The organism is uncultured Flavonifractor sp., from assembly GCF_944385615.1.
In the GTDB taxonomy this organism is placed as follows: domain Bacteria; phylum Bacillota; class Clostridia; order Oscillospirales; family Oscillospiraceae; genus Flavonifractor.
The window spans coordinates 15,784-40,845 of the sequence record NZ_CALWXV010000020.1; the positions used below are offsets into that span (position 1 = coordinate 15,784).

29 protein-coding genes are annotated in these 25,062 nt (G+C 59.8%); all 29 read left to right on the forward strand.

Annotated features, from left to right (window positions below):
- Nucleotides 1-62 precede the first annotated feature (62 nt).
- Nucleotides 63-539 carry a CarD family transcriptional regulator gene (locus Q0J75_RS06900; protein WP_297198669.1) on the forward strand — a complete coding sequence of 159 codons (477 nt, stop codon included), beginning with the start codon at nucleotides 63-65 and terminating at the stop codon, nucleotides 537-539.
- Nucleotides 540-646: 107 nt separating this feature from the next.
- Nucleotides 647-1,378, forward strand: a complete 732-nt coding sequence (ispD, locus tag Q0J75_RS06905) for a 2-C-methyl-D-erythritol 4-phosphate cytidylyltransferase (protein ID WP_297198672.1) — start codon at nucleotides 647-649, stop codon at nucleotides 1,376-1,378.
- Nucleotides 1,375-1,848, forward strand: a complete 474-nt coding sequence (gene ispF, locus Q0J75_RS06910) for a 2-C-methyl-D-erythritol 2,4-cyclodiphosphate synthase (RefSeq protein ID WP_297198675.1) — start codon at nucleotides 1,375-1,377, stop codon at nucleotides 1,846-1,848. The genes ispD and ispF overlap by 4 nt, the downstream gene beginning before the upstream one ends.
- Before the next feature lie 97 nt (nucleotides 1,849-1,945).
- The gene (locus Q0J75_RS06915; RefSeq protein WP_297198678.1) at nucleotides 1,946-2,200 is read left to right on the forward strand and encodes a DUF3343 domain-containing protein; all 255 of its coding nucleotides are present in this window, start codon (nucleotides 1,946-1,948) and stop codon (nucleotides 2,198-2,200) included.
- Nucleotides 2,197-3,357 (forward strand): aminotransferase class V-fold PLP-dependent enzyme, encoded by a 1,161-nt coding sequence (locus tag Q0J75_RS06920; RefSeq protein ID WP_297198682.1) that lies wholly within the window; start codon nucleotides 2,197-2,199, stop codon nucleotides 3,355-3,357. The genes Q0J75_RS06915 and Q0J75_RS06920 overlap by 4 nt, the downstream gene beginning before the upstream one ends.
- Nucleotides 3,358-3,586: 229 nt before the next feature.
- Nucleotides 3,587-4,471 carry a diadenylate cyclase CdaA gene (cdaA, locus tag Q0J75_RS06925; protein WP_297198685.1) on the forward strand — a complete coding sequence of 295 codons (885 nt, stop codon included), beginning with the start codon at nucleotides 3,587-3,589 and terminating at the stop codon, nucleotides 4,469-4,471.
- Entirely contained in the window at nucleotides 4,452-5,696 is a 1,245-nt protein-coding gene (locus Q0J75_RS06930; RefSeq protein WP_297198687.1) for a CdaR family protein, read from the forward strand. Before cdaA ends, Q0J75_RS06930 begins: the two co-directional genes overlap by 20 nt.
- Before the next feature lie 33 nt (nucleotides 5,697-5,729).
- Entirely contained in the window at nucleotides 5,730-6,158 is a 429-nt protein-coding gene (locus Q0J75_RS06935) for a SoxR reducing system RseC family protein (protein ID WP_297198690.1), read from the forward strand.
- An 11-nt stretch (nucleotides 6,159-6,169) separates the two neighbouring features.
- The gene (locus tag Q0J75_RS06940; protein WP_297198693.1) at nucleotides 6,170-7,027 is read left to right on the forward strand and encodes a DUF5685 family protein; all 858 of its coding nucleotides are present in this window, start codon (nucleotides 6,170-6,172) and stop codon (nucleotides 7,025-7,027) included.
- Complete coding sequence (locus tag Q0J75_RS06945) at nucleotides 7,024-7,629, forward strand: J domain-containing protein (RefSeq protein WP_297198696.1); 606 nt, start codon at nucleotides 7,024-7,026, stop codon at nucleotides 7,627-7,629. The genes Q0J75_RS06940 and Q0J75_RS06945 overlap by 4 nt, the downstream gene beginning before the upstream one ends.
- Before the next feature lies 1 nt (nucleotide 7,630).
- On the forward strand, nucleotides 7,631-8,170 hold the full coding sequence (locus Q0J75_RS06950; protein WP_297198700.1) for a hypothetical protein: 540 nt from the start codon (nucleotides 7,631-7,633) through the stop codon (nucleotides 8,168-8,170).
- Between the two features lie 87 nt (nucleotides 8,171-8,257).
- Nucleotides 8,258-9,136 (forward strand): YicC/YloC family endoribonuclease, encoded by an 879-nt coding sequence (locus Q0J75_RS06955; RefSeq protein ID WP_297198703.1) that lies wholly within the window; start codon nucleotides 8,258-8,260, stop codon nucleotides 9,134-9,136.
- Nucleotides 9,137-9,147: 11 nt separating this feature from the next.
- Nucleotides 9,148-9,420, forward strand: a complete 273-nt coding sequence (remA, locus tag Q0J75_RS06960) for an extracellular matrix/biofilm regulator RemA (RefSeq protein WP_297198706.1) — start codon at nucleotides 9,148-9,150, stop codon at nucleotides 9,418-9,420.
- Entirely contained in the window at nucleotides 9,417-10,028 is a 612-nt protein-coding gene (gene gmk, locus Q0J75_RS06965) for a guanylate kinase (RefSeq protein ID WP_297198708.1), read from the forward strand. Before remA ends, gmk begins: the two co-directional genes overlap by 4 nt.
- A gap of 6 nt (nucleotides 10,029-10,034) precedes the next feature.
- Nucleotides 10,035-10,238 (forward strand): DNA-directed RNA polymerase subunit omega, encoded by a 204-nt coding sequence (gene rpoZ / locus Q0J75_RS06970; RefSeq protein WP_297198711.1) that lies wholly within the window; start codon nucleotides 10,035-10,037, stop codon nucleotides 10,236-10,238.
- A gap of 84 nt (nucleotides 10,239-10,322) precedes the next feature.
- On the forward strand, nucleotides 10,323-12,788 hold the full coding sequence (gene priA / locus Q0J75_RS06975; RefSeq protein WP_297198714.1) for a replication restart helicase PriA: 2,466 nt from the start codon (nucleotides 10,323-10,325) through the stop codon (nucleotides 12,786-12,788).
- A gap of 13 nt (nucleotides 12,789-12,801) precedes the next feature.
- Nucleotides 12,802-13,302: a peptide deformylase gene (gene def, locus Q0J75_RS06980; protein WP_297198717.1), complete on the forward strand. Its 501-nt coding sequence runs from the start codon at nucleotides 12,802-12,804 to the stop codon at nucleotides 13,300-13,302.
- Nucleotides 13,299-14,249: a methionyl-tRNA formyltransferase gene (gene fmt, locus Q0J75_RS06985; RefSeq protein WP_297198720.1), complete on the forward strand. Its 951-nt coding sequence runs from the start codon at nucleotides 13,299-13,301 to the stop codon at nucleotides 14,247-14,249. Before def ends, fmt begins: the two co-directional genes overlap by 4 nt.
- Nucleotides 14,246-15,493: a glycosyltransferase family 39 protein gene (locus Q0J75_RS06990; protein WP_297198723.1), complete on the forward strand. Its 1,248-nt coding sequence runs from the start codon at nucleotides 14,246-14,248 to the stop codon at nucleotides 15,491-15,493. Before fmt ends, Q0J75_RS06990 begins: the two co-directional genes overlap by 4 nt.
- 19 nt (nucleotides 15,494-15,512) lie before the next feature.
- Nucleotides 15,513-16,211, forward strand: a complete 699-nt coding sequence (locus tag Q0J75_RS06995; protein ID WP_297198726.1) for a zinc metallopeptidase — start codon at nucleotides 15,513-15,515, stop codon at nucleotides 16,209-16,211.
- Between the two features lies 1 nt (nucleotide 16,212).
- Nucleotides 16,213-17,526: a 16S rRNA (cytosine(967)-C(5))-methyltransferase RsmB gene (gene rsmB / locus Q0J75_RS07000; RefSeq protein ID WP_297198729.1), complete on the forward strand. Its 1,314-nt coding sequence runs from the start codon at nucleotides 16,213-16,215 to the stop codon at nucleotides 17,524-17,526.
- The gene (rlmN, locus tag Q0J75_RS07005; protein ID WP_297198732.1) at nucleotides 17,523-18,548 is read left to right on the forward strand and encodes a 23S rRNA (adenine(2503)-C(2))-methyltransferase RlmN; all 1,026 of its coding nucleotides are present in this window, start codon (nucleotides 17,523-17,525) and stop codon (nucleotides 18,546-18,548) included. Before rsmB ends, rlmN begins: the two co-directional genes overlap by 4 nt.
- A gap of 92 nt (nucleotides 18,549-18,640) precedes the next feature.
- Entirely contained in the window at nucleotides 18,641-19,372 is a 732-nt protein-coding gene (locus Q0J75_RS07010; protein WP_297198735.1) for a Stp1/IreP family PP2C-type Ser/Thr phosphatase, read from the forward strand.
- A 17-nt stretch (nucleotides 19,373-19,389) separates the two neighbouring features.
- Nucleotides 19,390-21,507 carry a Stk1 family PASTA domain-containing Ser/Thr kinase gene (gene pknB / locus Q0J75_RS07015; RefSeq protein WP_297198737.1) on the forward strand — a complete coding sequence of 706 codons (2,118 nt, stop codon included), beginning with the start codon at nucleotides 19,390-19,392 and terminating at the stop codon, nucleotides 21,505-21,507.
- Nucleotide 21,508: 1 nt separating this feature from the next.
- Nucleotides 21,509-22,390: a ribosome small subunit-dependent GTPase A gene (gene rsgA, locus Q0J75_RS07020; RefSeq protein WP_297198739.1), complete on the forward strand. Its 882-nt coding sequence runs from the start codon at nucleotides 21,509-21,511 to the stop codon at nucleotides 22,388-22,390.
- Nucleotides 22,375-23,025: a thiamine diphosphokinase gene (locus tag Q0J75_RS07025; protein WP_297198741.1), complete on the forward strand. Its 651-nt coding sequence runs from the start codon at nucleotides 22,375-22,377 to the stop codon at nucleotides 23,023-23,025. The genes rsgA and Q0J75_RS07025 overlap by 16 nt, the downstream gene beginning before the upstream one ends.
- A gap of 77 nt (nucleotides 23,026-23,102) precedes the next feature.
- The gene (locus Q0J75_RS07030; RefSeq protein WP_297198743.1) at nucleotides 23,103-23,267 is read left to right on the forward strand and encodes a hypothetical protein; all 165 of its coding nucleotides are present in this window, start codon (nucleotides 23,103-23,105) and stop codon (nucleotides 23,265-23,267) included.
- A gap of 3 nt (nucleotides 23,268-23,270) precedes the next feature.
- Complete coding sequence (gene spoVM / locus Q0J75_RS07035; protein ID WP_297198745.1) at nucleotides 23,271-23,372, forward strand: stage V sporulation protein SpoVM; 102 nt, start codon at nucleotides 23,271-23,273, stop codon at nucleotides 23,370-23,372.
- Between the two features lie 74 nt (nucleotides 23,373-23,446).
- Nucleotides 23,447-24,973, forward strand: coding sequence for a DUF3794 and LysM peptidoglycan-binding domain-containing protein (locus Q0J75_RS07040; RefSeq protein WP_297198747.1), 1,527 nt, complete (start codon nucleotides 23,447-23,449; stop codon nucleotides 24,971-24,973).
- Nucleotides 24,974-25,062: the final 89 nt, after the last annotated feature.

Genomic DNA, 25,062 nt, shown 5'->3' on the forward strand with positions numbered 1-25,062 from the left:
TATTGGATAAAACAAGGTAAGGAGTGTAGGAAAACCGGACGGATCTACTGGGAGGTGGGATCGTGTTTCAGGTAGGGGACAAAATCGTTCACCCGATGCATGGTGCCGGCATTGTGGACAGCATTGTGCAGAAGAAAATCAACGGTGTCGTGCGGGAGTATTATATGCTTAAGCTGCCTGTGGGCGGAATGCTGGTGATGATCCCCACAGAAAACAGCGATGAGATCGGTGTGCGCCCGGTCATCAACGGGGAGGAGGCGGACCGCGTCATTGCCGCCATTCCCGACATTGAGGTGGACATGACCCCCAACTGGAACCGCCGTTATCGGGAAAATATGCTCCGGCTGAAAAGCGGGGATCTGTTGGAGGTGGCCCGTGTGGTGAAAGGGCTGACTCACCGGGATGAGGAGCGGGGACTGTCCACCGGGGAGCGCAAGATGCTCCACTCCGCCAAACAGATTCTGATCTCAGAGATCGTACTGTCTCAAAACGCCAGCTATGAGGATGTGGAAGCCCGCATCAACACCGCCATGGCGTAATAGGTATATTAGGTATATAGATATCATGGTGGAACAGACTTACTGTCCTGCCCAGATCAGTGTAAAAAGGGGGCCAGCAGGCTCCTTTTTTGCAGAAGGAGGAAACAATGGCAGGGTTTCTTTCCCGGCTTTTTCATCACTCCGCTCCGCCGTCCATCCGCTGCGGCGCGGTGGTGCCGGCGGCGGGCAGCTCTACCCGGATGGGGCAGGATAAGCTGCTGTTGCCTCTGGATGGGGTTCCGGTCATTCTGCATACCCTGCGGGCGCTGGACGACTGCCCTCACATTGCCGAAATAGTAGTGGTCACCCGGGAAGACCTGATTGTCCCCATCAGCAGTCTGTGCAAAGATGCCGCCCTGTCCAAAGTGCGAAAGGTGGTGCGGGGGGGTGCTACCCGTACCCACTCGGTGTTGGCCGGGGTGGAGGAGTTGAGCCGAGACATGGATCTGGCCGCTATTCACGATGGAGCCAGGCCGCTGGTCAGTCCGGAGGTACTGGACGCCGTTATCAGGCGGGCGGAGCAGTGCGGCGCTGCTGCCCCCGCCGTTCCTCTGAAGGATACTATAAAGGTAGCTCGGGACGGCTTGGTGGAACACACCCCCGACCGTTCCATACTCTATGCCGTCCAGACTCCCCAGGTCTTTCAGCGGGATCTGATCCGCACCGCCCTGGTTAAGGCCCTTGAGGAAGGAGCAGAGCTGACCGACGATTGCTCCGCTGTGGAGCGGCTGGGTATCGGCGTGGCTCTGACCCAGGGGGATTACCGAAATCTGAAGCTGACCACCCCGGAGGATCTGGCGGTGGCCGAGGCTCTGTTGACCTGGAGGGAACATCCATGAGAATTGGACACGGATACGATGTACACCAGCTGACAGAGGGCCGGAAACTCATTTTAGGTGGAGTGGATATCCCCTATGAAAAGGGTCTGCTGGGCCACTCTGACGCTGACGTACTCACCCATGCCATTATGGACGCTCTGTTGGGGGCGGCAGCGTTGGGGGATATCGGCAAGCTCTTCCCCGACACCAATCCGGCCTATGCCGGGGCTGACAGTCTGGTGCTGCTGGAGAGGGTGGGGAAGCGGCTGAGCGATGCCGGGTACCGGGTGGGCAACATCGACGCCACCATTCTGGCCCAACGTCCCAAGCTGGCCCCCCACATTCCCCAGATGCGGACCAATCTGGCTAACCGGCTTGGAATTGAGGTGGATCAGGTCAGCGTCAAGGCCACCACCGAGGAAGGACTGGGCTTTACCGGAACAGGGGAGGGTATGGCCGCCCATGCCGTCTGCCTGTTGGAATCCGTCTAAATCACGGTTGTCACAAGGCCGTCCCTGCATCGATGATGTTCTGCGTCACGCTCTTCTCCGCTCCGGCATACGCTGGTGCGAGAGGAGCGTTTTTATTATGGTCTATTATCTCATCGTCTGCCGCTCCCTGACCTACGCCCAGCGGACGGCCGCCGCGCTGGAGCGGGCGGGGATCACGGCCCGGATTCTACGATCCCCCAAACTCATTGACCGGGACGGGTGCAGCCATTGTGTCAAGGTGTCCGAGCGCAATCTCACCGCCGCGCTGGTGATTCTCAACCGGGCAGGCCTCACCCCAAAACGAATTTTTCTTCAGGCGGAGGATGGCGGCTACCGGGAGGTAGGGCTGTGATCTATTTGGACAGCGCTGCCACCACGCTGCAAAAGCCACCCTCTGTGGCCCGGGCCGCCGCCTGGGCCATCGGAAATCTGGCCAGCCCCGGCCGGGGAGGCCATCTGCCTGCCCGCCGGGCGGCGGAGACCGCCTTTGCCTGCCGTCAGGCGGCAGCGGAGCTCTTTGGCATGGAGAATCCCGAGCAGGTGGTGTTTACCTCCAACGCCACCCACGGCCTCAATATTGCCATTCATTCTCTGGTAAAGCCGGGTGACCGGGTGCTCATTTCTCCCTGGGAGCATAACGCAGTTACCCGGCCTCTGCACGCCTTAGGGGCGGAGATTCAGGTGGCCAAAGCCCCTCTTTTTGACCAACAGGCCCAGCTGGACGCCTTTGAAGCCGGACTGGAGGCCCATCCCGCCGCCGTGATCTGCACCCATATATCCAATGTATTCGGCTATGTTCTGCCAGTGGAGGATTTGGCTGTTCTCTGCCGCCGCCGTGGAGTGCCGCTCATTGTGGATGCCTCCCAGTCTGCCGGCTGCCGTCTGGTGCGGCAGGATGCGTTGGGTGCGTCCTTCATCGCCATGCCCGGCCATAAAGGATTATACGGCCCTCAGGGGACTGGCCTGCTCCTCTGCGCCGGGGACACCCTGCCCCTGCTCTACGGCGGGACTGGTTCGGCCTCAGCCCTTCAGACCATGCCAGACTATCTGCCCGACCGGCTGGAGGCGGGGACCCACAACCTGCCCGGAATCGCCGGGTTGCTGGCGGGGTTGCGCTATGTGGCAAAACGCACACCGGAGGCGATCGGGCAGCGGGAAGGGGGCCTGATCCGCCGGGCCGCGGCAGGGTTGTCCCGTTTGCCAGGCCTGAAGTTGTTTCTGGCGGCGGACTCCGCCTGTCAGGGAGGCGTTCTCTCGTTCCAGATAGATGGAATGGACTGCGAGGAAGTGGGGGAGGCCCTGAGCCACCGGGGAATTGCGGTACGGGCTGGGCTGCACTGCGCCCCCTCGGCCCATGAGAATGCCGGCACCCTGGAGGCAGGCACTGTTCGGGCCAGCGTGTCCGACTTCAATACTCCGGCGGAGATGGACCGGTTTGTATGGGAGATCTCCCGTTTATGCCCGCACACCGGTTCAACAGGCCGCTTTTCCATCCCCAAACAGACTTGAACGAGAAACCCTCCAGCGCCGCGGGCCGGGAGGGTTTCTCGCCGTTTACCACAGAGCCGGACCCTGTCGGGAAACCGGGAACGGTGGGCGGAATTCACAGAAAATTGATCTTACTTGCCCTTGTCAATCGTAGGGGAATACAGTATAATAAATTGGTTAAAGAAGGTCGGATAAAGGTCTGACCAGGATGGAATGACCGGCGCCGCCGGGGAGCGGGGGACGTGGAGATATGGAAGGCATTTTGTATATGCTGCAACAGCTGAAAGCGATGGTGACCCCCATTGGGATTATCGATGTCATCGACATCCTCATCATGGCCTTCATCATCTATAAGCTCATTATGCTCGTCCGCCGCACCAGCTCCGGAGCGGTGGCCAAGGGTGTACTGGTTTTTCTGGTAGCTCTATGGGTGTCCAGTTTCGGCCTCAATACGGTCAACTTTCTGTTGGGCAAGCTGGTAGAATGGGGCGGCGTTGCCCTGGTGGTCATCTTCCAGCCGGAGATCCGCCGCTTTCTGGAGCAGATGGGCCGCACCAACATCGGCCAGGTGTTTACCCACGCCGAGGAGCGCAACGAGCTGGACAGCGCCATCACACAAACGGTGGAGGCCTATACCTCGCTGTCCAAGTCCAAAACCGGCGCGCTGATGGTCTTTGAGCGGAAAAACATGCTGGACGACGCCATTAAGACCGGCACCGCCCTGGACTGTACCGTCAGTGCCGAGCTTCTGAAAAACATCTTTTGGAACAAAGCGCCCCTCCATGACGGCGCCGTCATCGTCCGGGGCGGCAGAATCGTAGGCGCGGGCTGTATGCTCCCCATGTCGGGCAACGTAAACCTGTCCCGGGAGCTGGGCATGCGCCACCGGGCGGGCATCGGCGCCAGTGAGCACACCGATGCGGTGGTAGCCATCGTCTCTGAGGAGACCGGCTCCATCTCTGTGGCGGTAGGGGGGATGCTCAAGCGGCATCTGGCCCCCGAGACCCTGGAACGGCTGCTGCGCAACGAGCTGCTGCCGGAAAAGGATGTAAACGAGACCCCGGCCAAATTCAAGCTGATCGGCCTGCTCCGGGGCGGAAAGGGGGAGAAGCAGAATGGTGAAAAAGATCACTGACAGCAAGTGGTTTTATATTCTGGTCTCCATCCTGATGGCCTTTGTGCTTTGGATCTATGTAGGTAAGGAGGCCAATCCTCTGACCACCGGTACTCTGCGAAACGTCCAGGTGGTATATACCGGTCTGGACGTGCTGGAGGAGCGAGGCCTGATGATATCTGAGGGGGCCAATCAGACAGTCAGCCTCAACATTCAGGCCCGGCGGGACGTGTTTGCCCGCCTGTCTCAGGGCGACGTGACGGTCACCATCGACGTGTCCGGCATCACGGAGCCGGGAGAGCAGTCCATCGCCATTACCACCCGCATCATCAGCTATCCCCGGTCTATTGCCACCACCGACGCCATTGATCTGCGGTATACCAGCCCGGCTACGGTGGACTTTACCGTCTCCCGCTGGACGGAGAAGGATATTCCTGTCCAGGCGGTCTTTGAGGGCAGTGTGGCCGAGGGCTATCAGCGGGGCGAGTTCTCCATCACCCCGGAGACCATCACCATCAGCGGCCAGGAGGAGCTGGTGGATCAGATCCAGTATGCCCAGGTAACGGTATCTCAGCAGGAGTTGACCGAGACCTACAGCGAGCAGTGCTCGGTCAGCCTCATTGACCAGGATGGCAATCCCGTGGTGAACTCGAACGTCCAGGCCCAGCCTCAGACGGTTTTGGTGACTCTGCCGGTGGAGGTACTCAAGGAGGTGCCCCTTACCGTGAACCTGATTGACGGCGGCGGCGCCACCGCGGTTGACGCCAAGGTGACCATTGAGCCCGCTGACTCCATCATGGTGTCGGGCAGCCAGTCCGATCTGGAGGGGCTGAAAGAAATTTCTCTGGGGGATATTGACCTGTCCGATGTGTATAGCACCAATACCTTTACCAAGGAGATCGCCCTGTCGCCTGAGCTGACCAATGTCAGCGGCATCACAGAGGTGACCGTGACGGTGAGCATCCAGGGTCTGACCACCCGCACCATGAAGGTAAGCAACATTGAGCTCATCAACGCTCCGGAGGGCTACACGCCGGAGGCCATCACCAAATCGTGCAGCGTCCTCATCCGGGGCCCGGAGGAAGAGGTCAACAAGATCACAGAGTCCCAGCTGCGTATTGTGGCCGACCTTTCCACCACCGACCCGTCCACCGGCAGCCGCACGGTGCCGGTGAAGGTCTATCTGGACGGCAGCAGCAATGTGGGTGTGGTGGGAGACTACTCCATTTCCGTCTCCCTTTCGTAAAAATAGTTGAATGCGAACAATTCAGGTGATTTCATGATTCAGACAGCGAAAGTAACCAAGGTATTCCCAGACGGCCGGGCGGAGGTGGCGGTCAAGCGTCAATCCGCCTGCGGCCATGACTGCTCCAAGTGCGGCGGCGGGTGCAGTGAGCTGATGGTCAGCTCTACGGTAGCTGTTACGGCGGCTAATCCGGTGCGGGCTATGCCCGGAGACATGGTGCGGGTGGAATCCTCTACCAGCGGCGTTCTCAAGGCGGCGGTAGTGGTCTATCTGGTCCCCTTCCTCTTATTTTTCCTGGGGTATTTCCTCTGTGCCGCCGCTCAGCTGAGCAGCGGTATCAGCGCCGCCGCAGGCGGGATCGGCTTCGCGGTAGGCGTACTTCTGGCGGTACTGCTGGACCGGCAGGTGCGGCGCCGTCAGTCCATTACCTTCTGCATCACCGCCATCAATCCGGCTGACTGATGTTCGGTTATGTGCGTCCTTACCGAGACGAGCTGAAGGTTGGGCAGAACCGGGACTATGAGGCGCTGTATTGCGGTGTGTGCTATGCTCTCGGAAAGCGCCACGGCTTTATGGCCCGGATGTTTCTCAATTACGATTTCACCTTTTTGGCCATGCTGTTGGACGGCACCAGGCCAGAGCTGGTCCGCAAGGGTTGTCCCGCCCGCCTGTGGTGCAGAAAAAAGTCCTGTGTCCGTTCTATGGGGGTGGATGCGGCAGCTGATGCCGGTACCATTCTCAGCTACTGGAAACTGCGGGATACGGTGGCAGACAGCGGATTCTGGAAAGGTCTGCCCGCCCGGCTGTTGTCCCGGCTGCTGGGCCGGGGTTACCGCAGAGCGGCGGCGGCCCGGCCGGATTTTGACGCCAAAGTCCGCCAGTGTCTGGAGGAGCTTCAGAACTTGGAGCGGGAACAGTGTCCCTCCATGGATCGGACAGCGGATACCTTTGCCCGACTCCTGGCGGCGGCCGCGCCCCCATCGGGAGACGCAGGACGGGACCGGGCTATGGAGCAGCTGCTCTATCATGTGGGCCGGTGGATTTATCTGGTGGACGCCTGGGACGACCTGGAGGATGACCGGCGCACCGGTTCCTATAACCCCATTCTGGCCCGCTTTTCCGGCAGGGCGGAGGAGGGAAGGGAGACCATGCGTACCACTCTGCGCCACTCCCTCAATCTGGCCCGGTCGGCCATGGCGCTGCTGGAGCTGGGTCACTGGCAGGGAACAGTGGAGAATATCCTCTACTTGGGCCTGCCCGCCGTGGAGGAGCTGGTGTTTACCGGCCAGTGGAAGGCCGCCAATCATACAGACAGGAGAAAACATACATGAGCGATCCTTACAGCGTGCTGGGCGTCAAACCGGACGCCAGCGACGACGAGATCAAACGAGCCTACCGGGAGCTGGCCCGGAAATATCATCCCGACAACTACCAGAACAATCCTCTGGCCGACCTGGCAGAGGAGAAGATGAAGGAAATCAACGAGGCCTACGATACCATCACCAAGATGCGCGCCGGCGGTGGAGGCTACCAGAGCGGCGGCCATCAGGGAGGCGGTTATCAGGGCGGCTATCAGCAGCAGTATAGCGGTCAGGGGGCCGGCCTGTATAATCAAATTCGCCAGGCCATCAATGTGGGGGATCTGAGCCGGGCCGAGCAGCTGCTGCGCACCGCTCCTAATCAGGACGCCGAGTGGCATTTTCTCAGCGGCTCTCTGGCCTATCGGAAGGGCTGGCTGGACGAGGCCACCCAGCACATTCAGATCGCCTGCAATATGGACCCCTCCAACGCCGAATACCGGCAGGCTCTGCTGATGATGCGGCAGGGCGGGCGGGCCTACCGGCCCTATGGCTACGGCGGCGGACCGGACGCCTGCGACCTGTGTACCGCCTGTATGTGCCTCAACTGCCTGTGCGGCGGCTGCGGAAACTGATATGAGCGGGCGCGGACGATATAGCGGCGGAGCGGGCCGGACCGCTCTGGTGGGGCTGCTCACCGGCCTTTCCCTGATTTGCCTCTATCTGGCCTTTCTCGCTCCAACCGGCAAGCTGGGTGTGGTGGCTTTAGCGGGCATATTCCCGGCAGGGGCGGTGGTGTCCGCTGGACTGGGCGCGGGCTTTTTTTCCTATGCCGCCACCGGTATTCTGGGTCTGCTGCTGATTCCAAGCAAAAGCGTGGCCCTGCTCTATCTGATCTTCTTTGGGCTGTGGCCTATGATGAAAAGCCTATTGGAGCGTATGCCCAGCCGGGTCCTGGAGTGGGTGTGTAAACTGGCCGTGTGCAACCTGGCTTTGGCAATATTATGGTTCGGACTGAAAGCTCTTTTTCTGCCCTTTCTCCCCGCTGCGCTCAGCCAGACCTGGATGGTCTTTGGCGCGGGCAACCTGGGATTTGTCCTCTATGATGTGGGATTTTCCAAGCTCATTGCCTTCTATACCGCCCGGGTGGACAGGGTCTTGCGGAAGAATCGGTAGTTTGGTATAATATACAAGATTGGAGCCTCCGTCAGCTGAGCCCTTCCAGCGGCGGAGCATACTATACAGGAACAGGGGGAACCCCATTTGGTCAAGAGTATGACCGGCTATGGCCGGGGAGAGGCCGCTGTCAATGGCCGCGCCATTACGGTGGAGCTGCGCTCGGTGAACAACCGTTATCTGGACTGTACCGTCAAGCTGCCCCGTATCTATGTGTTTGCCGAGGACGCGGTAAAAGCCCGGGTTCAAAGCCGTATTTCCCGGGGCAAGGTGGATGTGTTTGTCACCATCGGCCCTTCCGCCAACGGCGATGTGACCATCTCGGTGAATAAGCCGGTGGCCGACGGCTATTTTGCCGCTCTGCAGGACCTGCGGGATACCTACGGTCTGCGGGATGACATTTCGGTGTCCCTGCTCTCCCGGTTCCAGGATGTATTTCTGGTGGAAAAGACACAAGAGGATCTGGAGGCCCTGTCTGCCGACATCTGCTCGGTGCTGGATTTGGCGCTGGACGATTTTGACGCTATGCGGAGCCGGGAAGGGGAAAAGCTGTGTCAGGATATACGCACCCGGGCCAATACCATCGCGGGCTTGGTGTCCAAGGTGGAGGAGCGTTCCCCCGGCATTGTGGCCGACTACCGCGCCAAGCTGCTCACCCGGATGAATGAGGTACTTCAGAATACCCAGATCGACGAGAGCCGTATCCTCACTGAAGCGGCCATCTACGCCGACAAGGTGGCGGTGGATGAGGAGACGGTTCGTCTGCGCAGCCATCTGTCCCAGCTGGAGCACATGCTGGAGCAGGGGGGCGCCATCGGCCGCAAGCTGGACTTTTTGATCCAGGAGTTCAACCGGGAGGCCAACACCATCGGCTCCAAATGCAGCGACATTGAGACCGCCGGCTATGTGGTGGAGATCAAGGCCGAGATCGAGAAGATCCGGGAGCAGATCCAGAACATCGAGTAAGGAGCGGGCGGATGAAACTGATCAATATCGGCTTTGGCAATATGGTATCCGCAGGGCGGCTCATCGCCATCGTCAGCCCCGAGTCCGCCCCCATTAAGCGAATGGTACAGGAGGCCCGGGACAAGGGAAACCTGATCGACGCTACCTATGGCCGGCGCACCCGGGCTGTACTCATTATGGACAGCGACCATATCGTGCTCTCCGCTCTCCAGACCGAGACGGTGGCCGGACGCTTGGGCGGAAAAGAGCCAGTGGAAGCCGTGGAGGAGGAAGAGGCGCCTTGATGGGAAAAAAGAAAGAACGGGGTACATTGATTGTGCTCTCCGGTCCATCCGGGGTGGGGAAGAGTACTGTGATCGCCGAGCTGCTCAGTGAGCGCAAGGACATCCATTTTTCCGTGTCCTTCACGACCCGGCAGCCCCGGGTGGGAGAGGAGAACGGAGTCAACTACAACTTTGTCTCCCGGGATGAATTTGAACGGATGATCGCCAACGATGAGTTGTTGGAATACGCGGAATATGTCCATAATTATTATGGTACCTCTCTGCGGGTGATTCAGGAGAAGCTGGACGCCGGTATTGATGTGCTGCTGGACATTGAGGTACAGGGAGCCGCCAAGGTGCGGACCAAGTGTCCTGACGCGGTTTGTATTTTCATCATTCCCCCTTCCTTTGAGGAGCTTTCCCGCCGCCTGCACCGTCGGGCCACCGATAGCGAAGAGGTGATTCAGGGCCGGCTCCAGAAGGCCCGGGAGGAGTACCAAGAGATCCCCAATTACGACTATCTGGTGGTCAACGACAAGGTGTCTGACGCTGCGGCGGAGATCATCGCCGTGTTAACGGCGGAGGGCTGCCGCACCAAGAACCGCATGAATCTGGTAGAAGGAGTCTGATACAATATGATGCTCGAACCCCCTATGAATCAACTGCTTGAGCAGGTACCCAGCCGGTATATGCTGGTAAACGTAGTGGCCCAGCGGGCCCGTCAGGTGGCGACCGAGGCGGAGGATGCCGGGATCTCCCTGGATGATAAGCCTGTCACCATTGCCATCCGGGAGGTGGCCGAGGGTAAGGTCTCTCTGGGTGAGGAAGAAGAAGCCTGATATGAGAGGAATGAGAGGCAAGCGACAGGCGGGAGCGTCTGCCGCTTGCCTCAGACTGTCCTCAGGGGGATGGAGGGAGCGGATATGGTAGCCAAGGTTGCCCTGAAAGCCGCCACCTATGCCATCGACAAGCCCTATGATTATGCGGTGCCCGCCGAACTGCTTCCAACCCTCCGGCCCGGTATGCGGGTGATTATCCCCTTTGGCGCGGGCAACCGTCATACGGAGGGCATTGTATTGGCCCTGGAAGAACATGGGGCAGCAGAATTGGATCTCAAGCCGGTGCTGACCGCACTGGACGAGTATCCAGTGCTGGACGGAGAAGCCCTCAAGCTGGCCCTTTGGATGCGGGAGCGTTGGTTCTGTACTGTGTACGACGCTGCCCGGGCCATGCTTCCGGCGGGGCTGTACTATGCGCTCCAGGATCAGTGGAAAATCGCCCAGGGCGTGGACAGAGAAGCGGCCTATGAGGCCGCCGGAAAATCAGAGCACGCCAGACGGGTGGTAGAACTGCTCTTTGCAGGAGGCGGTTGCACCGACGTGACCACCCTCCGGGAGGCCTTTGGAACCAAAGACCCCAACCCCGCCTTAAAGCTGCTGCGGGATAAGGGTATCGTTACGCTGGAGACCAGCGCTTCCCGTGGGGTAGGGGACAAGACCGAACAGGTAGCCACCCTGGCGATTCCAGCCCAAGAAGCTTTGGATCAGGCGGCAGCCCGGCGGAAGACCGCGCCCCTGCGCTACGCGGTGGTAGAATTGCTGTGCGCCGTGGGCGAGGCCTCCACCAAGGAGCTGTGCTATTTTACCGGCGCGTCCAGCGCCACCCTGCGCGCGCTGGTGAAAAGCGGGGTCATCTCGCTGGAGCGCCGGGAGGTTTACCGCCGGGTAATGGTGGATGGGGTGGAGCCAGCAGAAGAGCCGATTCTGAACCAGGCGCAGCAAGGAGCCTTTGAGGAGCTCAACGCACTTGCCGCCGCCGGAGCCCCTGCCGCCGCTTTGCTGTACGGCGTCACCGGCAGCGGAAAGACCCAGGTATATTTAAAGCTGATTTATGAAACCCTGCGGCGGGGCCGCACCGCCCTGGTGCTGGTACCTGAGATCTCACTCACCCCCCAGCTCATGCGGATTTTTGCCGCCCATTTTGGGGAACGGATTGCCGTACTCCATTCCTCCCTTCGGGCGGGGGAGCGGTATGACGAGTGGAAGCGCGTCAAGGCGGGGGAGGCCCGGGTGGTCATTGGCACCCGCTCCGCCGTATTCGCACCGCTGAAAGACTTGGGTCTTATCGTGCTGGACGAGGAGCAGGAGTCCACCTATCAGTCAGAAAATGTACCCAAATACCATGCCAGAGAGGTGGCCAAATTTCGATGCGTCCAGCACAACGCGCTGTTGCTTTTGGCCTCGGCCACACCATCGGTGGAGACCATGTACCAGGCGGAACGGGGCGCCTACCATCTGTTTGTACTGAAGCAGCGGTATAACCAGCGTGCCCTGCCGCCGGTGGATATCATCGACATGAAGGAGGAACTGCGCTCCGGCAACGGTACCGATTTAAGTGCATCTTTGATCCAGTCCGTAAAAGAGGCGGCAGCCCGGGGAGAGCAGAGCATTTTGCTTCTCAATCGCCGGGGCGCCAGCCGGATGGTGAGCTGCGGGGAGTGCGGCGAAGTACCAACCTGCCCCCGGTGCTCCGTCCACCTCACTTACCACTCGGCCAATGGGCGGCTGATGTGTCACTATTGCGGCCACTCCCAGACCTTACCTCCGGCTTGCCCCTCCTGCGGCGGGACCCTGAACTTCATCGGGGCGGGTACCCAGCGGGTAGAGGAGGAGCTGAACGAGGCCCTGCCGGGTCTGGAGATCCTACGGATGGACGCCGATTCCATCTCAGCCACCCACAGCCACGAAAAACTGCTGGCCCGCTTTGAAAAGGAGCGTATCCCGGTGCTGTTGGGCACTCAGATGGTGGCCAAGGGCCTGGATTTTCCCAACGTCACTCTGGTTGGGGTCATTTCCGCCGACCAGTCCCTCTATGTAGACGACTACCGGGCAGGAGAGCGTACGTTTTCCCTGCTCACCCAGGTGGTGGGCCGGGCTGGCCGGGGAGAAAAAGGGGGAAGGGCCATTATCCAGACCTATACCCCCGACAACGATGTGATCCGGTGTGCCGCCCAACAGGACTATGATTCCTTTTACCGGCAGGAGATCGCCCTGCGGGAGCTGCGGGGCTGTCCGCCCTTCCGGGATTTGTTTGTGCTCACCGCCTCCGGGCGGTTGGAGAGCGCGGTACTGCGCGCCTGTATGCGTCTGCGGCGCACGCTGGAAACCTGGCTGAAGCTGCCGGCTTATCAGAATCTGGCGGTCCAGCTGCTTGGGCCTGCCCCGGCGGCCATTGCCAAAATCAACGAGCGTTACCGCTACCGGCTGACACTGGCCTGTACCAATACCCGCCCGGTGCGGGATATGATCGCCGCCCTGCTGCGGGCGGCTCAGACTGACAAAGAAAACAAAGGGGTGTCGGTAACTGCCGACGTGAACCCATTGGATTAGGAGGAACACAATTATGGCTCTGCGTACCATTCTCAACGACAGCGACCCGGCTCTGCATAAGGTCTGCCGTCCTGTAACCCAATTTGACGGAAAGCTCCACGATCTGCTGGACGATTTGAAAGAGACGTTGGCCAACGCCAATGGCGCCGGACTGGCCGCCCCCCAGGTGGGCATCCTTCGCCGGGCGGTCATTGTGGTGGACGCCAACGACCAGATGCTGGAGCTGATTAACCCTGAGATCATCGCTCAGGAGGGAGAGCAGGAGGGCTTTGAGGGCTGCCTGTCGGTCCCTGGCCGTTGGGGCGTGGTAAAGCGTCCCAAGAAGGCCAAGGTGCGGGCTCAGGACCGGAACGGCAACTTCTTTGAGGTGGAAGGGGAGGACATTGTGGCCCGTTGCTTCTGCCATGAGATCGACCACCTGGATGGCCACCTGTTCTCCGAACTGACCGACCGGCTGTATACCAACGAGGAGCTGGATGAGCTGATGGAGGCGGAAGGGGAGGAGCAGGCATGAGGATCCTCTTTATGGGCACGCCGGATTTCGCGGTACCCTCTCTGGAGGCCCTGATCGAGGCGGGTCACGACCTGTGCGGTGTGTTCACCCAGCCAGACAAGCCCAAAAACCGGGGCATGAAGCTCCAGGCCCCGCCGGTAAAGGAGTGCGCCCTGGCCCACAATATCCCGGTGTATCAGCCCACAAAGCTGCGGGACGGCACCGCTCTGGCCTTGATTCAGGAGCTGGCTCCGGAACTCATTGTGGTGGCAGCCTATGGGCGTATCCTTCCCGACGACATTTTGTCCGCTCCTCCCAAGGGATGTATCAACGTCCATTCCTCCCTGCTGCCCAACTATCGGGGGGCGGCTCCCATCAACTGGGCGGTACTCAACGGCGACGCCGAAACCGGCGTAACCATCATGCATATGGCCCACGACCTGGATGCAGGAGACATCATCTCCCAGGCCGCCACTCCTATTGACCCCAATGAGACGGTGGTGACTCTCCATGATCGGCTGGCCCAGCTGGGGGCCAGGCTGTTGGTGGACACGGTGGCAGAGATCGCCGCCGGTACGGCGACCCGCACCCCCCAGGACCATGACAAAGCGACCTTAGCCCCTATGCTGGGCCGGGAGCTGTCCCCTATGGACTTTACCCATACCGCCTGGCAGCTCCACAATCAGGTCCGGGGTCTGATCCCATGGCCTGCGGCGGTAGCAACTCTGGGGGATAAACGGTGCAAAGTGTTTTCTACTGTTGTGTTAGAGGGCTGTACCGACACCGCTCCCGGTACCGTACTGGCCGCCGGGAAAGAGGGGCTGGTCTTGTCCTGCGGCGGTGGTACCCAGCTGCGGATTGAAGAGCTTCAGCCCGACGGTGGCAAGCGGATGAAGGCTACCGACTATCTCCGGGGCCATCCTATTCCGGTGGGAACGGTATTGTCCGTGCCTGACCAGGAAACGTGAAGCTGATTTGGACGTTGGCAGTCACCGGCATAGCGGCCGCGCTGGGCGGAGCGCTGGTGCTGCGGTGGCTGGGCGCCGCCGGGCTGCCGGTGCCTCTAGCAGGGCAGAACCCAATCTCCAAAGGCGATATTCCTGACCGAAGAGACTGTGTAATGGTATTTACGATTACACTTTTGTTCCGTATTCTGGTTTTTCTTCTGGTGGCTTTGGCAGCCTGTCTGGTGCTCTATCCTGGCTCCGGCCCCGACGCCGCTCTGTGGGTCTGGAAGCGGTGGGATGGCCTGCACTATGTCAATCTGGCAGAGTTGGGTTATTCCGGCTATATGGAAGATGGGAAAAATCTCTTTTTGGTGTTTTTCCCTCTGTACCCCTGGCTCATGCGGGTGATTTCCCTGTTGACGGGCAATACTATGGCGGCAGGGCTGTTGCTCTCGTTCCTGTGCTATTCGTCTGGCTGCGTCTTTGTCTACCGTCTGGCCGCCTTCGAGCTGGGCAGGGGAGGGGCCAAGCGGGCGGTATTGTTTCTATCGGTATATCCATACGCCTTCTTTTTTGGCGGCATCATGACGGAGAGCCTGTTTCTCCTCACCACCGCCGGAGGGCTGTGGGCCATCCGCCGCCACCAGTGGTGGCAGGCGGGGGTGTGGGGCCTTTTGGCTGCCATGACCCGGATGCATGGTATCCTGCTCATTGGAGCCGCCGGGGCGGAGCTGGTAGAGCAGTTGGGCCGGTTTGACTGGAAAGCCATCGCTCGTAAACTGCCCGTCCTGCTGCTGCCCGCCGTTGGAACCTTGGTATATCTGCTCCTTAACTGGCACGTAACCGGCAACCCATTTGCCTTTACAATGATGCAGCAGCACTGGAGTCAGGGGTTTTGTCCCCTGGCCGATACCCTGTGGTACGTGCTTCAAAACGCCCTGTCCTATCCCACAGAGCTGGTGCGATACCAGATCTGGATCCCCACCAGTTTGCTGTTCCCGATCTTTTTCGGACTGCTGGTGTGGGCCTGGAAAAAGTTCCGCAGTATGTACACCCTGTACGGCTTTGTCTATCTGGTACTCAACTACTCCCTGTCCTGGCTGCTGAGTGCGGGCCGCTACCTGTCCTGCGCTCTGCCCTTTTTCCTGTTTGCCGCCGCCCTGACAGAGGGCAGGCCCAAACTGACGGTGGGGATCGCTGTGGTGATGGTGGCGGGATTTGTGCTCAACTTGACCTGGTTCCTCACCGGAGGACAAATCATGTGACCCAATCTGGAGGAAAACCATGTATTTCTTCAACTATTTTGACCCTTACTACTGGATCATTCTGATGCCGGCCTTTCTCATTGCCCTGCTGGCTCAGCTCAATGTGTCCTCCACCTTCAACCGCTATTCCCGGGTTGCCAGCCGCAGGGGGCTCACCGGAGCCCAGGCGGCGGAGGAGGTACTGCGGGCCCATGGGGTCTATGGCGTTCGGGTGACCCGGGTTTCCGGCAAACTCACCGACCACTACGACCCCAGGACCAACACCATCCGGCTGTCCGATGCTGTTTATGGCTCCACCAGCATCGCTTCGGTGGGGGTGGCCGCCCATGAGGCAGGCCATGCCGTTCAGTACGCCCAGGAGTACGGCCCCATCAAGGTACGGGGCGCCATCATCCCGGTTTGCAATTTCAGCTCTCAAATCTCCATTCTGCTCATTATTCTGGGCTTTGCGATGTACTCCCGGCCCCTGTTCGCGGTAGGCGTGGTGCTCTTTGCCGTTGCTACTGTGTTCCAGGTAGTCACCCTGCCGGTGGAGTTTGACGCCTCCCGCCGGGCCATTCGCTCTCTGCGGGAGACCCATCTGTTGGACGCTCAGGAGCTGCAGGGAGCCAAGAAAGTGTTGGGGGCCGCCGCCATGACCTATGTAGCCGCGCTGCTGGTGTCTATTGCCCAGCTGCTGCGCTATGTACTGGCCTTCAACAGCCGTCGGAGGGATTGACATGACCGCCAGAGAAGTAGCCCTTCGGGCTCTAGTGGCCTGTGAACAACAGGGCGCCTGGTCGGATGGCTTTTTGAAAAAGACCTTGCGGTCCGCCGGACTGGACAGCCGGGACGCTGCCCTGGCTACCCGGCTGTGCTTCGGGGTACTCCAGAATCAACTATTGTTGGATGACGATCTGGGCAAGCTGTCCACGGTAAAGCTGGAAAAGATGGAGCCCGCGATTCGCAATATTCTGCGGCTGGGAGCCTATCAGGTTCTTTCCCTTGACAGAGTACCCGACCATGCCGCCGTCAGTGAGGCGGTGGATCTGGCTCGGAAAAGCTCCAGAAACCCCCGATCCGCCGGGCTGGTCAACGGGGTGCTTCGATCCCTGATTCGACAAAAGGACAGCCTGGAGCCCCCCAAAGATCCCGCAATCCGATACAGTCACCCCCAGTGGCTGTATCAGGCCTTCTGCCAACGGCTGGGCAGGGAAGAGGCTGCCGCCCTCATGGCGGCAAACAACGGGGAACCACCCACCTGCGCCCAGGTGAACACCACCAAGGCAACGGTGGAAGAAGTAACCGATTCCCTTCAGGCAGAGGGGGTGGAGGTCCAGCCTCACCCCTGGCTGCCCGACTGCCTGCTGCTGTTCCATACCGGCAGTCTGGAGGAGCTGACTGCCTTCCGGAAGGGCCTCTTTTACATTCAGGATGCCGCCGCAAAGCTGGCGGTGCTGGCCGCCGGCCCCAGGAGGAACATGGCGGTGCTGGATGCCTGCGCCGCCCCCGGCGGCAAGTCCTTTGCCGCTGCCATTGCCATGGATGGACAGGGGAGCGTGACCTCCTGCGATATCCATCCCCACAAGATCGATCTGATCCAGGCAGGGGCCAGACGACTGGGACTGGAGAAGTGCATTTCTGCTCAGGTTTTAAACGGAAAAGAATGTAAAGAGGAATTCCTTGACAGATTTAATCTGGTGATTGCAGACGTGCCCTGCTCTGGGCTGGGCATCATCCGCAAGAAACCGGATATCCGCTATAAGGACCCCAAGCCTTTGGAGGGGCTGCCCCAGGTCCAGAAGGCCATTCTGGACAACGTGTGCCGCTACGTCCGGCCGGGTGGGGTGCTGCTCTACGCCACCTGCACCCTGCTGGAGCGAGAGAATGAGGACGTAGTCCGGACGTTTTTAGACAAGCATAAAGACTTTACATTAGAGGGCTTCCAGGTGCCCGGCGATTTTGAGGGGGCCAGGGAAGGCATGGTGACCTGCTGGCCCCACCGCCACGGCACCGACGGCTTTTTCTTCGCCAAATTGAGGAGGAAGGCATGACCGACATCAAATCTATGGATCTGGCGGAAATGACCGCCTATTTCAAAGAGCTGGGAGAGCCCGCCTTCCGGGCCAAGCAGGTCTTTCAGTGGCTCCACCGGGGAGTGCGCTCTTTTGATGAGATGACCAATCTGTCCAAAGCTCTGCGGGAGAAGCTGAAGGCCGACTGCATCCTCTGCCCGCCGGAGGTGGAACGCAAGCAGGTATCCGCCCAGGATGGCACCATCAAATATTTATGGCGTTTATCCGACGGAAATTGTATCGAAACTGTTTTGATGCGCTATCATCATGGGAATACTGTGTGTATCTCCTCTCAAGTGGGGTGTCGTATGGGGTGCGCCTTCTGCGCCTCTACTCTGGGCGGCAAGGTAAGGGACTTAACACCGGCTGAAATGTTGGACCAGGTCCTGTTTACTCAAGTGGATTCCGGCCTGCCCATCAGCAACATTGTGCTTATGGGAATCGGAGAGCCCCTGGATAACTTTGACACGGTGCTGCGCTTTTTGTCCCTGGTGAACAGCCCTGACGGGCTCAACATCGGGATGCGGCACATCTCCCTGTCCACCTGCGGCCTGGTTGAACAAATTGACAAACTGGCCGGGTATCAGTTACAATTGACGTTATCGGTATCCCTCCATGCCCCCGATGATGAGACCCGCAGCAGGCTCATGCCGGTAAACAGGAGCGTGGGGGTGGAGCGGCTTTTTGACACCTGCCGCCGATACTTTGAAAAGACCGGACGGCGTATCTCCTATGAGTACGCCATGGTGGACGGGGTGAACGACGCCGACTGGCAGGCCGATCTGCTGGCCAAGCATCTCAAGGGCACCCCCGGCCATGTAAACCTGATCCCCCTGAACCATGTGGCGGAAAGCCCACTGAAGCCCAGCCGCCGGGTGGCTCAGTTCCAGAAGCGGCTGGAGTCTCACGGCGTCACTGCTACAGTGCGGCGCAAGCTGGGTGGGGATATCGACGCCTCCTGCGGGCAGCTGCGCAGGAAGGCCATGCTGCAAACCGATTGACGCTGCGGCGGCGCGTTCTTCGCGCCCCTTCCATTGTTTTGCCGGAGGCCTGGGCAGCGGGGCCGGCCGGCTGGAAAAGAGGCTGATTCACTATGATCAACGTGTGGGGCATCACCGATAAAGGTGTGGTCCGAACCCAGAATCAGGACGGGTATTACTTAGATGTGCCTTCTGAGCACCTGGCTGTGGGTGTGGTGTGCGACGGCATGGGAGGCGCCAAGGCAGGCAATATCGCCAGTCTGATCGCGGTGGAAACTTTTGTGGACACCCTGCAGCGGGCCCAGGGAGACCCGGACACACCGCCGCCGGCGGTGCTGTCCAAAGCGGCGGAGGAAGCCAACAGCGCGGTCTATCGCAGAGCCTGTTCCGACCCGGACTGCTTTGGTATGGGTACCACCATGGTAGCAACGCTGGTGGTGGATGGGACGGCATATCTGCTGAACATCGGCGACAGCCGGGCTTACCACATTAACCAGGAGGGTATTACCCGCCTGACCCGGGATCATTCCGTCGTGGAAGATATGGTAGCCCGGGGAGATATCACCCCGGAGGAAGCCAGGACCCATCCCAGAAAGAACCTGATTACCAGGGCTTTGGGAGCGGAGGAACGCATCCGGGCTGATCTGTATGAAAAGGAGCTGCGGAGCGGGGATTTCTTGCTGCTGTGCTCGGACGGACTGAGCAATATCCTGTCTGACCAGGAATTGCTCTATGAGGTGATCCACGGAGGGGAACCTGCCGATTGCTGCCAGCGGCTGGTCAATATCACCATCTCAAGAGGCGCACCGGACAACGTGACGGCGGTCCTCTTTCAGATCCTTTGAAAAGGGGGTAATGAACTATGGATCAATACATAGGGAAATTACTCGACAACCGATATGAGATCCTGGAGCGCATCGGGATCGGCGGCATGGCCGTGGTGTACAAGGGCCGGGACCACCGGCTCAACCGGCTGGTAGCCATTAAAATCTTAAAGGAGGAGCTGGCCTCCGACGCAGAGTTCCGACGCCGCTTCCACGATGAGTCTCAAGCTGTCGCCATGTTGTCCCACCCCAATATCATGGCGGTTTACGATGTATCCCACACGCCGGAACTGGATTATATCGTGATGGAGCTGTTGGATGGCATTACACTAAAACAGTATATGCAGAAAAAGGGAGGCAAGCTGGCCTGGCGGGAGGCCCTCCACTTCATCACCCAGATCATGAAGGCCCTGTCCCACGCCCACAGTCGGGGTATCATCCATCGGGATATCAAGCCCCACAATATCATGGTGCTGCGGGACGGCAGTCTGAAGGTGGCCGACTTCGGTATTGCCCGGCTCACCTCAGCGGCCCAGGCTACTCTGACCCAGGAGGCTTTGGGTTCGGTCCACTATATCTCCCCCGAACAGGCCAGAGGCAGTCACATTGACGCCCGCAGCGATATCTATTCCGCCGGCGTGGTGCTCTATGAGATGATTACCGGCCGGCTGCCCTATGAAGGCGATTCCCCGGTAGCGGTGGCGATTCAGCACATCAACTCTATTCCGCTCTCTCCCCGGGAGATCGACCCGGAGATCCCCGAAGCTCTGGAGGCCATTACCATGAAGGCCATGGCTTCTGACGTAAACCAGCGGTATATCTCCGCTGACGCCATGTTGGCCGATTTGGAGGAGTTCCGAAAAAATCCCTCTATCAATTTTGACTACAGCCCGGCGGACCTGTTGGTCTCCGATGTGGATGAGCCCACCCAGGTACTGGGTGCCAATACGCCCAGCAATGTAAAGGCCCAGCCCGCCCATGTCTCCCGGTATGAGGAGGATACCTGGACCCGCTCCCGTCCTCCCCGTCGGGAGGAGGACACCCGCGCCCGGTCCCGAGCGCCCCGATATGAGGACGACTATGACGATGTGCGGGGCGCCAACAGCCGCTTGCCCATTGTTCTGGCGATCGCCGCGGTGGTTTTGTTTCTAGTCGGTATGGGCGTGTTCCTGTGGTTCTCCTTCTTCAGTGGACTCGGCAGCAGCAGTACCGACTACAATGTGCCCCGGCTCTACGGCATGACTGTGGAGGAGGCTCAGCAGGACCCTGATGTAGTGAAGGCCGGATTCCAGATCGTGGTAGGCGATACGGTGGAAAGCGATTTGGAAGCGGGAAGAATCGTGACACAAGATCCGGAGAACGGCCGGAACGCACAGTCCGGCGCCACCATTACAGTGACCATCAGCGACGGCAGCGGTGCGGAGGACGAGGGGGGCACCATGCCCTACGTGGTCAATAAGGATAAGCGTGCCGCAATCGCCACCCTGGAGGCGTTGGGTTACAGTGAGGAGCAGGGCAATCTGGTGATTGAGGAGCAGTCCTCCGAGGATGTGACTGTAGATTTTGTCATCTCCACCGATCCCGCAGCCCATGCCAGTCTGGAGGGTGTGGACAAGATCACTCTGGTGGTGAGCACCGGCCCGGAGGAGGAACCTGTTGTGGTAATCAGCTTCATCAATATGGAAGCACAGGAAGCACAGGATACCGCCACTGAAATGGGACTGGTGGTGAAACTGGAAGAGGTGTATGACGACTCCGTGAAGGAGGGTTATGTGTGCTGGCAAAGCATTGACTCCAAGACAAAAGTGCAGAAAGGCCAAACCATTACCCTGCGGGTCAGTAAGGGGCCGGACCCCTCCACAGGAGAACCCCCTATAGATGCCACCCCCACACCTGACGCATCAACTGCCCCCACCGACCAGCCCACCCAGACCCCCAACGGACAGCTCAACTCCATCAACTATACCATTAACCTGCCCCGGGAGGGGGATACGGTGTCGGTGGTGGTGACGGTGGACGGCCAGGAGCAGTACAATGAAACCCTGCCCATCGTCCAGCAGATCGTAGTAGTCAATCTGAAGGGCAGTGGGGAACAGATGGTCAATGTCTACTTCAACGGCCAACTCTCCATCTCTGAGACTAAGAATTTTGGTTGATATGGAAGGAATTATTCTCAAAGCCCTCAGCGGCTTCTACTATGTGGACGACGGCCACGGCAAGCTGGTAGCTTGCCGTGGCCGGGGTAAATTCCGCCATCAAAAGGTGAGCCCTCTGGTGGGGGACCGGGTGAAATTTACCCCATTGGAAGGGGAGAGCGGTATTCTGGATGCCATTCTTCCCCGGAAAAATGAATTTCAGCGGCCCGCAGTGGCCAACATTGACCAGCTGGTTGTGGTGGCCTCCGGGGCCATTCCGGTCACCGATCCCTTTCTCATTGACCGGGTGGTGTCCATTGCAGAGGGACGGGACTGCGAGAGCGTCATCGTCCTCAACAAGTGCGACCTGGATGGGGCGGACATCTTATACGACACCTACACCAAGGCGGGTTTCCTTACCCTGCGGGTGAGCGCCGAGACAGGGGAGGGGATCCAAGAACTCTCTGCCGCAATTGCCGGAAAGGTTTCTGCCTTTACAGGAAATTCCGGGGTGGGGAAGTCCAGTATCCTCAACGCTCTCCAACCTGACTTCTGTATCCAGGTGGGAGCGGTGTCCGACAAGCTGGGGCGGGGACGGCATACCACCCGGCATGTGGAGCTGTTCCGGCTGGATAACGGGGCCATTGTGGCTGACACCCCCGGCTTTTCCTCCTTTGACACAGAAGAGATGGAGCTGCGGCGGCCGGAGGAGCTGCAATATACCTTCCGGGAGTTTGCCCCCTACTTAGATCAGTGCCGGTTCACCGGATGTGCTCATGTAAAGGAAAAAGGCTGTTCAGTTCTTGCTGCGGTAAAGGCAGGGGAGATCCCAGCCAGCCGCCATGCCAGCTATGTGAGGCTGTATCAGCAGGCAAAGGAAGTGCCGGAATGGCAGAGAAAGTAACAAAATACGGCCTGATCGTCGGCGCGGCTCCCTGCGCCGACCTGGCTTTTTTAGGGGACTATCTGGGGGAGCGGGACTGGACGGTGATCTGTGCCGATGGCGGCATGAGAGCTGCATTGGCGGCAGGTGTAAAGCCGGATTACTTGATTGGTGACTGGGACTCCGGCGGCAGTCCGGCGGAGGATGTGCCCTGTACCACCTTGCCGGTGGAGAAAGATTTTACCGATTTGCAGGCGGCGGCCCATCTGGCCATCGAGCTGGGATGCACCCAACTGCTGCTGTGCGGCTGCACCGGCGGGCGGCTTGACCACACCGCCTCCAACCTGGTGCTGCTGGAGTGGATCGCACGGCAGGGAGCCTCCGCCCTGCTGGTGGATGAGGACAATGAAGTGCGGCTGTTGGAAAACGGCACCATCTATCTGAACGACACCCCCCGCTATCACTATCTGTCCCTCATTCCCCTGGACAGGACCCTGAAGGGGGTTACCCTGCGGGGTGTCAAGTACCCTCTGGAGGGGGCCACCGTCACCCGGGGAGACACCCTGACGGTGAGCAACGAGCCCGCCTCTCCGGTAATGGAACTCACCGTGGGGGAGGGAGCCGCCCTGGTGATTCGCAGCCAAAGAGAATTATAAGCACATCCCACAACCATACACACAACAGCCGCACTCCGCGTATACTGGGACAGAACCAGTGAAGGGAGGCGGCTGTTTTGACGTTAGAGGGCAAGAAAGCCCTGGCTGCGGTGGCGCTGTGCGGCGCGGGCGCGGTCCTGTTGTTCCGTCCGGGCACTCTGGCAGTCTTTGTGGCCGGGGTCTGGCTGGGCCGTCGGGGCTTTGGCTGGCTCAAACGATATTGGCTTGACAGGGAGGCATAAGGTATGAAAATCGTTGTGGTGAAGTCCCCCAAAGCCCTCAGCAGCCTGCTGAGGCTGGTCTTCGGCTTCAAAAAGACCGACTTGGAACCGGAAAGCCGGTCATAAACGGATTCCCTTGTACATATATTGCCCTAGCAGCAATCAGTCTGGGCAATGGCCCGTACAAGGAGTGGAACGCTATGGAACTGGAATTGGAACGGACCCCGCTGGACGGGTTTACCGCGGTACTGGACACCGCTGTGGCGCAGGAGGAGACGCTGGAGAGCATCGTACCTGATGCCTGCCCCGATTTGCTGTCCATCTGCGATACGGAGGGGGTGGTCTGTCTCCACCGCAAGGAGGCTATGGAGGGCCGGGTGGAGTTGTCCGGCACTATCCATGCCATGCTGCTCTGCCAGCCTGACGGGGAAGTGGGGCTGCGGCGGCTGGAGGTGGATCTGCCCTTTACCTGCACCGCTGATGCCGTGGATATCACCCCCGGCTGCCAGGTCGTAGCCGAGCCCCGGCTTCGAGGGGCGGACGCCCGACTGGTCAATCCCAGAAAGGTATTGGTGCGGGCTGATTTGGTGGTGGATACCCAGGTGTTTGCCACTATGACCGACTGGGCCTGCGCGGCAGTGCTGGACCCGGAGCAGGCTGGGGTAGAACAGCTCAGTGAATCCTGTGAAACCTGTGTGACTGTATGTGTACAGGAAAAATCCTTTCCATTCAGTGATGAATTGACCCTGCCTGGAAGCCGCCCGGAGGCAGAGGCCCTGTTAAAATGGCGGGCGGCGCTGGAGTGCAGCGAGGCCAAGGTCATCGGCAGCAAGCTGATCTTCAAGGGGTCCGCCCGGCTCCAGGTGCTCTACCGCTGTACCGACGGCGGGCTGAGCACCGGAGAGTTTGAGCTTCCCATTTCCCAGCTGATGGAGATAAGCGGCGCGGGGGAGGAGGCCATGTGCCAGGTGCGGCTGGTGCTCACCGATTTGACTTGCGAGCTGGACGACGGAGACGGGCGTACCCTCAGCGTGTCCATGGGTCTGCTGGCCCAGGCGGTGGTCCGGGAAGAGCGAAGCCTGACCTTGCTCACTGACGTGTATTCCACCCTCTATGACCTGAACACCGAGATTCGGTCCCTGACGCTCAGCCGGGTAGCGGATCGGGGAGAGCGGGAGATCGCCGTGCGGGAGCTGCTGGAGACTGGCATCCTGCCCCAGGATGTGATGGACGCCTATGTAACGATGGGGGATGTGGCTCAGACCCGGGAGGGAGAACGGTTATCCCTTACGGCCCAAGTCAATGTCAATCTGCTGTGCCGTACCGAGGAGGGGGAAGTCAGCGCCGTTACCCGCACCATCCCAGTCACCTGCCCGGTGGAGCTGCCTGAGGGAGCCCGGTGTACCTGCCGCTGTACCTGCACCGCTCCGGTGTATGCCGCCCCCGCCTCCGGCGGGGTGGAGGTCCGGTTCCCGGTACGCTTTGCCTATCTGGCTCTCACCGGCAGCAAGGCAGCCGCCGTCAGCACCGTCACCTTTGACGAAAACGCGCCCCAGGACCACACCGGCCAGCCTTCCATCGTGCTTCGGATGGTGACCGGGGGAGAACGGCTGTGGGATATCGCCAAGGCCTACGGTACCACCGCCCGGGATGTGATGCAGGCCAATGCCCTGGAGGAGGAAGAACTGCCTGACGGACAGTTACTGCTCATCCCCAGAAAGCGATAGTATGCTTCAAGAAGGGCGCGTTGCAGAAATGAAATCTGCAGCGCGCCCTTTTATGCGCCGTCCAAAGGAGTATGTAGCCGATAGGTTGT